Raw genomic sequence first — 5,829 nt, 5'->3', positions numbered from 1 at the left:
GGGGTCTTCGGCCTCGGCGCCATGGGCGCTGTAGTGCCGGGTACGCACGGCGTCGTCGGCCTCCAGGCGCACGCTGCCCTGGGCGTCGCAGCCGAGCAGGGTGACGCGACGCACGCCGGCGGTGATGCGGTTGAGGGCGAACAGCGCGCCGTTTTCGCCGATGCGCTGGAGCAGGTCATCGCCGGTCTGCTCGTGGGTGAGCAGGCCGGCGCTGAAGAAACTGCGGGTGAGGGTGCCGTCGAGCACGCGGTCGGTGAGGTTGCCGCTGGGGTCGTAGCGGTAGTCGCAGGTCTGGCCGTTGTACTGGACCCGGGTGAGGCGGTCCTGGGCGTCCCAGGTGAGGGTGCGGCCGAGGCTGTCGGCGATGACCCGGCCACAAGCGTCGTAGTCGAGGGTAATCGACGCTGGCCAGCTGGAATGGGTATGGGCGATGGTGGTGACCTGGGTGGGGTCTTGGGTATTGTCGTAGGTGAAGGTGGCCTTGTCGGTGCTGCCGTCGGCGAAGGTGCTGTCGACCTGGGTGTAGCCGTCCAGGGCGTTGAAGGTGAAGACCTGTTCGATGATGCGGTTGCCGAAGGGGTCTTGCGGCGCGACGGCGGCGTCGGCGGTGTAGGTGGTCAGGCGGCCAAGGCTGTCGTAGTCGAAGGTTTCCTGGCCTTGGATGGCGCCGTCTTCCCAGGCCCGCGAAACCACTTGGTCCAAGTCGGAATACAGCAAGGTCTGCGTGCAGGTGCGGGTACTGCCGGCCGTGGTGGCGGCGAAGGTGCGGGTGTGCTCGCGGCCGAGGCCGTCGTAGGTGAGGGTTTGGACCAGGCGGTTGCTGGCGTCGGTGGTGGTGACGGTTTCGACACGGGAAAAGGTGTCGAAGGTGAAGGCGGTGGTGACGTCGTCCTGCAGGTGTTTTTCCAGGCGGCCGAAGCGGTCGTATTCGTAGCGGTGGTCGCTGCCGTGGCTATCGACGAGACCCTGGCGCAGGCCATTGAGCGAGTGGCGCCAGGTGGTGGCGTGAGTGTTGCCCTCGACGGTCCAGGTGTCCTCTAGCGGTTTGCCGGAGGGGGTGTAGGTAAGGTCGAGCGTGCCGAGGGGGCCGCTGCTGGTGTCGGGCTGGCCGAGGCGGGGGTGGTAGGTGAAGGTATTGGCGGGTTCGCCAGCAGGGGTGATGCTGAGCACCTGGTTGTCGAGGGCGGCCTCGTAGGTGTAGGCGACGCGCGTGCCGTCGGGCAAGCGGTTGGCACTGGGCGGAAGTTGGCCGGGCAGGTACTCGAAGCCGGTGGTGCGCCCACCGACGACGACGCTGAGTGGGCGGCCCAGGCCGTCGAAGGTTTGGTTGCCCAGCACCTGTGCAGATGCATGACGTTGTATGCGAGACATCAGCTCCCCCTGGGCCCCGTCGGTGACGAACGTACTCATGGAGCCGGTCTGCCGGGAGTCTAGGGTGAGGCACTGGTTGGCGCACCTGGCAAAAATATCAGGTCAGGTGCCTTTGGCGTGGGCGGGATGCAGGCTCATTGAACCTGCTCGACCCAGTCAGTGAGGTTGTAGTAGTTCGTCACCCGCGCGATCTTCCCACAGTGGATATAGAAGAACGCCCCCGCCGACAGCACATAGGTCTGCCCCTGCGCCGGCGGCAATCCTTCATCGTCCGCCAGATATTCCCCATGCACGGTGAACTCCGCGGCCGCCCGGCTGCCGTCGGCGTTCTGCATCACCACGATGTCCGCCAGGCGTTCGCGGTAGCAGCGGTTCATCTTGTCCATGAAGCGCGCGAACGTTGCCTTGCCCATCTGCCGCTCGCCCTGGTTGATGTCGTGGATCACGTCCTCGCTGAGCAGGGCGAGGAAGGCTGGCATGTCGCCGGCATTGAAGGCAGCGTAGTAGGCGTGCACCAGTTCGGTAGCGGTCATGGCAATGTACCTGTCGTGTTCGGGAAAGGGCGGGGCGATGGCTGGATGATAGGGTTTCCCCACGAGCCCGACTTAGCCGAGGGCGTCATCCACATCGACAAAACGACCGCCTCGCATGGAAATTCGCCTGCTCCACGGCGCTGCCATCGCGCCTTACATCGAAGACCTTGCCCGCCTGCGCCTGACGGTGTTTCGCGAGTTCCCCTATCTCTACGACGGCACCTCGGACTACGAGGCCGATTACCTGTCGAGCTACGTCGACTCGGAGCGTAGCCTGGTCGTGCTGGCGGTGGACGACGGCCAGGTGGTGGGCGCTTGCACCGGCCTGCCGCTGGCCGACCACACCCGCGAATTCCAGCAGCCCTTCCTCGAGCAGGGGCGCGACCCGAGCACGGTCTACTACTTCGGCGAGTCGGTGCTGCTGCCGGCCTATCGAGGGCGCGGGCTGGGGGTGCGTTTCTTCATCGAGCGCGAGGCCTACGCGCACAAGCTGGGGAGCTTCCATTACTGCGCTTTCTGCGCGGTGGAGCGACCCAACGGCCATCCGCGGCGCCCTTTGCACTACAAGCCGCTGCAAGGTTTCTGGCGCAACCGCGGCTTCCTGCACCAGCCCGCGCTGCGCATGGTCTATGCCTGGCGAGACCTGGACGAGCCGCAAGCGTCTGCTAAAACCCTGTCTTTCTGGCTCAAGGAGCTGCTGCCATGATCCGCCTGGCCGCCTGCCAATATGCCATCGAGCTGCATGAGTGCTGGGATGCCTACGCCGCCCATTTGCAAAGCCTGTGCGCCGAGGCCGCCAGCGCAGGCGCGCAACTGCTGCTGCTACCCGAGTATGCCGGGCTGGTGCTCAGCGGCCAGTTGCCGGCGGTGCAGCGCAGCGACCTCAAGGGTTCGATCGCAGGCATCCAGCCACTGGTCGGGCCTTGGTTGGCACTGTGCGAAGGCATTGCCCGACGCTTGGGCGTGTACTTGCAACCCGGCACGCTGCCCGTGCTCGATGCCGATGGCCGATACCGCAACCGTGCTTGGTTGTTCGGCCCGGAGGGGCGGCTGGGGCATCAGGACAAGCTGATGATGACGCGTTTCGAGCGGGAGCGGTGGGGCATCGCGGCGGGGCAGGGGCTCAGGGTGTTCGATACGGCGCTGGGGCGGTTGGGTATCCTGATCTGCTACGACAATGAGTTTCCCCTGCTGGCGCGCCGCCTGGCCGAACAGGGTGCCGACCTGATCCTCGCGCCCAGTTGCACGGACACGGCCGCCGGCTACCACCGCGTGCGCATCGGCGCTCAGGCGCGGGCGCTGGAGAACCAGATCGCCGTGCTACAGAGCCCCACGGTGGGGCTGGCGCCCTGGTCGCCGGCGCTGGATGAGAATGTCGGGCGGGCGGGGCTATACGTTCCGCCTGATCACGGCATGCCGGACGATGGGGTGATCGCCGAGAGTGCGCAACAGATGCCAACTCGCAGTCAGTGGCTGATCTGCGAGCTGGATCTGCGCAGCGTCATTCGCCTGCGCAAAGAGGGGCAGGTCCTGACGCGACGTGATTGGCCGGAGCAATGGGCAAATACGTGATGTCGCTTCGTCGGTGAGCGCCAGGCTATCGAGGAAAATAGATACCCCATACCGCGTCCACATATTCACTCTGGGAGGCGATATGGGATCTAGTGATTCCCGGTATCGTCGACCTTCTCGAAAGTATCTTGCCGTACCCATTACCCGAGAGCATACGCTGTGCGGTCGCTGGAAAGTCTTCGACTTTCAGCACCCCCTGCGGGCTTAACACCGGTCGCTTGATCACATTGGATACTTGCTGTGCAGCACCTGAATTGCCAGCATTGCAAGCGATTAGAACTAGAGGACTTTGCGAGTCCGTATAACCGGCACCGACGAATAACGCGAGTTCCGGCTCGATGAATTCTCGAGCGAGCATTTCACCCTGAAGCCACCTGCCATCCTTGGCCAGTAAGTTCCCCTGTCGGTCCCCATGCGTAAGAACCGCTGGGGTTTTCTTACCGTCGTAGTCTGGGAAGAAGAAGACATCTTTCGTCTGATCTACCGTTTCACGTGGCAGCGTAACGCTTCTACTCTGCCGTGACGTTTTGGTCAGTGACTTCCCGGCAGATCGCCCCAGCTTGTTGGCCACTGTGCCAAGCGCTTTGGGGGCAATCTCCAACGCGGTTCCCACCAGCCCTGTCCCCAATGAGACCCACCCGAGGATGCTCGCCGCCTTGTCGTCATGCCCGGTGGCTTCCAGCACCGTGGAGGCGATTCCGGTTCCCAACGAAATGGCACCCAAGGTCGCCGCCGCGATAGACGCCGCTCCGCTGGCCGTAAGGGCACCAATACCCCCGGCCGCGATCGCCGCGAAGGCCGGTGCGGCAGCGCCGAAGCTGGCGACCGTGGCCACCACACCCAGGGCCGTGCCGATACCGGCGACCAGCCACGTCCACCAAGCATGGCCATCCGGGTCGATGCGGTTGACCGGGTCGCCGCCGCAGTAGGCATAGGGGTTTAGCCCGCCGCGCCCGAACGGGCTTTCGCTGTCGGGGCTGAGGAAACCCATCACGATAGGGTCATAGGGGCGGTAGCCGCCAGGGATGTACCAGCCGGTCAAGGGTTCGCGGCGCTCGCCTGCATAGCCGTAGGGACCGTTGGTGGGGTCTTCGGCCTCGGCGCCATGGGCGCTGTAGTGCCGGGTACGCACGGCGTCGTCGGCCTCCAGGCGCACGCTGCCCTGGGCGTCGCAGCCGAGCAGGGTGACGCGACGCACGCCGGCGGTGATGCGGTTGAGGGCGAACAGCGCGCCGTTTTCGCCGATGCGCTGGAGCAGGTCATCGCCGGTCTGCTCGTGGGTGAGCAGGCCGGCGCTGAAGAAACTGCGGGTGAGGGTGCCGTCGAGCACGCGGTCGGTGAGGTTGCCGCTGGGGTCGTAGCGGTAGTCGCAGGTCTGGCCGTTGTACTGGACCCGGGTGAGGCGGTCCTGGGCGTCCCAGGTGAGGGTGCGGCCGAGGCTGTCGGCGATGACCCGGCCACAAGCGTCGTAGTCGAGGGTAATCGACGCTGGCCAGCTGGAATGGGTATGGGCGATGGTGGTGACCTGGGTGGGGTCTTGGGTATTGTCGTAGGTGAAGGTGGCCTTGTCGGTGCTGCCGTCGGCGAAGGTGCTGTCGACCTGGGTGTAGCCGTCCAGGGCGTTGAAGGTGAAGACCTGTTCGATGATGCGGTTGCCGAAGGGGTCTTGCGGCGCGACGGCGGCGTCGGCGGTGTAGGTGGTCAGGCGGCCAAGGCTGTCGTAGTCGAAGGTTTCCTGGCCTTGGATGGCGCCGTCTTCCCAGGCCCGCGAAACCACTTGGTCCAAGTCGGAATACAGCAAGGTCTGCGTGCAGGTGCGGGTACTGCCGGCCGTGGTGGCGGCGAAGGTGCGGGTGTGCTCGCGGCCGAGGCCGTCGTAGGTGAGGGTTTGGACCAGGCGGTTGCTGGCGTCGGTGGTGGTGACGGTTTCGACACGGGAAAAGGTGTCGAAGGTGAAGGCGGTGGTGACGTCGTCCTGCAGGTGTTTTTCCAGGCGGCCGAAGCGGTCGTATTCGTAGCGGTGGTCGCTGCCGTGGCTATCGACGAGACCCTGGCGCAGGCCATTGAGCGAGTGGCGCCAGGTGGTGGCGTGAGTGTTGCCCTCGACGGTCCAGGTGTCCTCTAGCGGTTTGCCGGAGGGGGTGTAGGTAAGGTCGAGCGTGCCGAGGGGGCCGCTGCTGGTGTCGGGCTGGCCGAGGCGGGGGTGGTAGGTGAAGGTATTGGCGGGTTCGCCAGCAGGGGTGATGCTGAGCACCTGGTTGTCGAGGGCGGCCTCGTAGGTGTAGGCGACGCGCGTGCCGTCGGGCAAGCGGTTGGCACTGGGCGGAAGTTGGCCGGGCAGGTACTCGAAGCC

General features: G+C 65.3%; 4 protein-coding genes and 1 pseudogene. 2 read left to right on the top strand and 3 right to left on the bottom strand.

Features of this window, described 5'->3' with window-relative positions; genetic code table 11:
- Positions 1–1,371: pseudogene (locus P0Y43_RS09995) on the bottom strand (hypothetical protein); the annotation flags it as partial.
- Between the two features lie 134 nt (positions 1,372–1,505).
- On the bottom strand, positions 1,506–1,904 hold the full coding sequence (locus P0Y43_RS09990; protein ID WP_275637131.1) for a nuclear transport factor 2 family protein: 399 nt from the start codon (positions 1,902–1,904) through the stop codon (positions 1,506–1,508).
- Between the two features lie 115 nt (positions 1,905–2,019).
- Here P0Y43_RS09990 and P0Y43_RS09985 point away from each other — a divergent pair, with 115 nt between their 5' ends.
- Positions 2,020–2,610, top strand: a complete 591-nt coding sequence (locus P0Y43_RS09985) for a GNAT family N-acetyltransferase (RefSeq protein WP_275637130.1) — start codon at positions 2,020–2,022, stop codon at positions 2,608–2,610.
- Complete coding sequence (locus tag P0Y43_RS09980) at positions 2,607–3,476, top strand: carbon-nitrogen hydrolase family protein (RefSeq protein ID WP_275637129.1); 870 nt, start codon at positions 2,607–2,609, stop codon at positions 3,474–3,476. The genes P0Y43_RS09985 and P0Y43_RS09980 overlap by 4 nt, the downstream gene beginning before the upstream one ends.
- 25 nt (positions 3,477–3,501) lie before the next feature.
- Here the strand turns inward: P0Y43_RS09980 and P0Y43_RS09975 are convergent.
- A partial coding sequence (locus tag P0Y43_RS09975; protein ID WP_275637128.1) for an RHS repeat-associated core domain-containing protein occupies positions 3,502–5,829 on the bottom strand: 2,328 nt, incomplete at its 5' end.

It is taken from the genome of Pseudomonas entomophila (assembly GCF_029193575.1).
GTDB lineage: Bacteria > Pseudomonadota > Gammaproteobacteria > Pseudomonadales > Pseudomonadaceae > Aquipseudomonas > Aquipseudomonas entomophila_G.
This window is presented reverse-complemented; position numbering and strand designations above follow the sequence as displayed.

Bases quoted from the DNA above. Each gene is read 5' to 3' on its own strand.
- P0Y43_RS09990 (WP_275637131.1), bottom strand. From the start codon at position 1,904: ATGACCGCTACCGAACTGGTGCACGCCTACTACGCTGCCTTCAATGCC.
- P0Y43_RS09985 (WP_275637130.1), top strand. From the start codon at position 2,020: ATGGAAATTCGCCTGCTCCACGGCGCTGCCATCGCGCCTTACATCGAA.
- P0Y43_RS09980 (WP_275637129.1), top strand. From the start codon at position 2,607: ATGATCCGCCTGGCCGCCTGCCAATATGCCATCGAGCTGCATGAGTGC.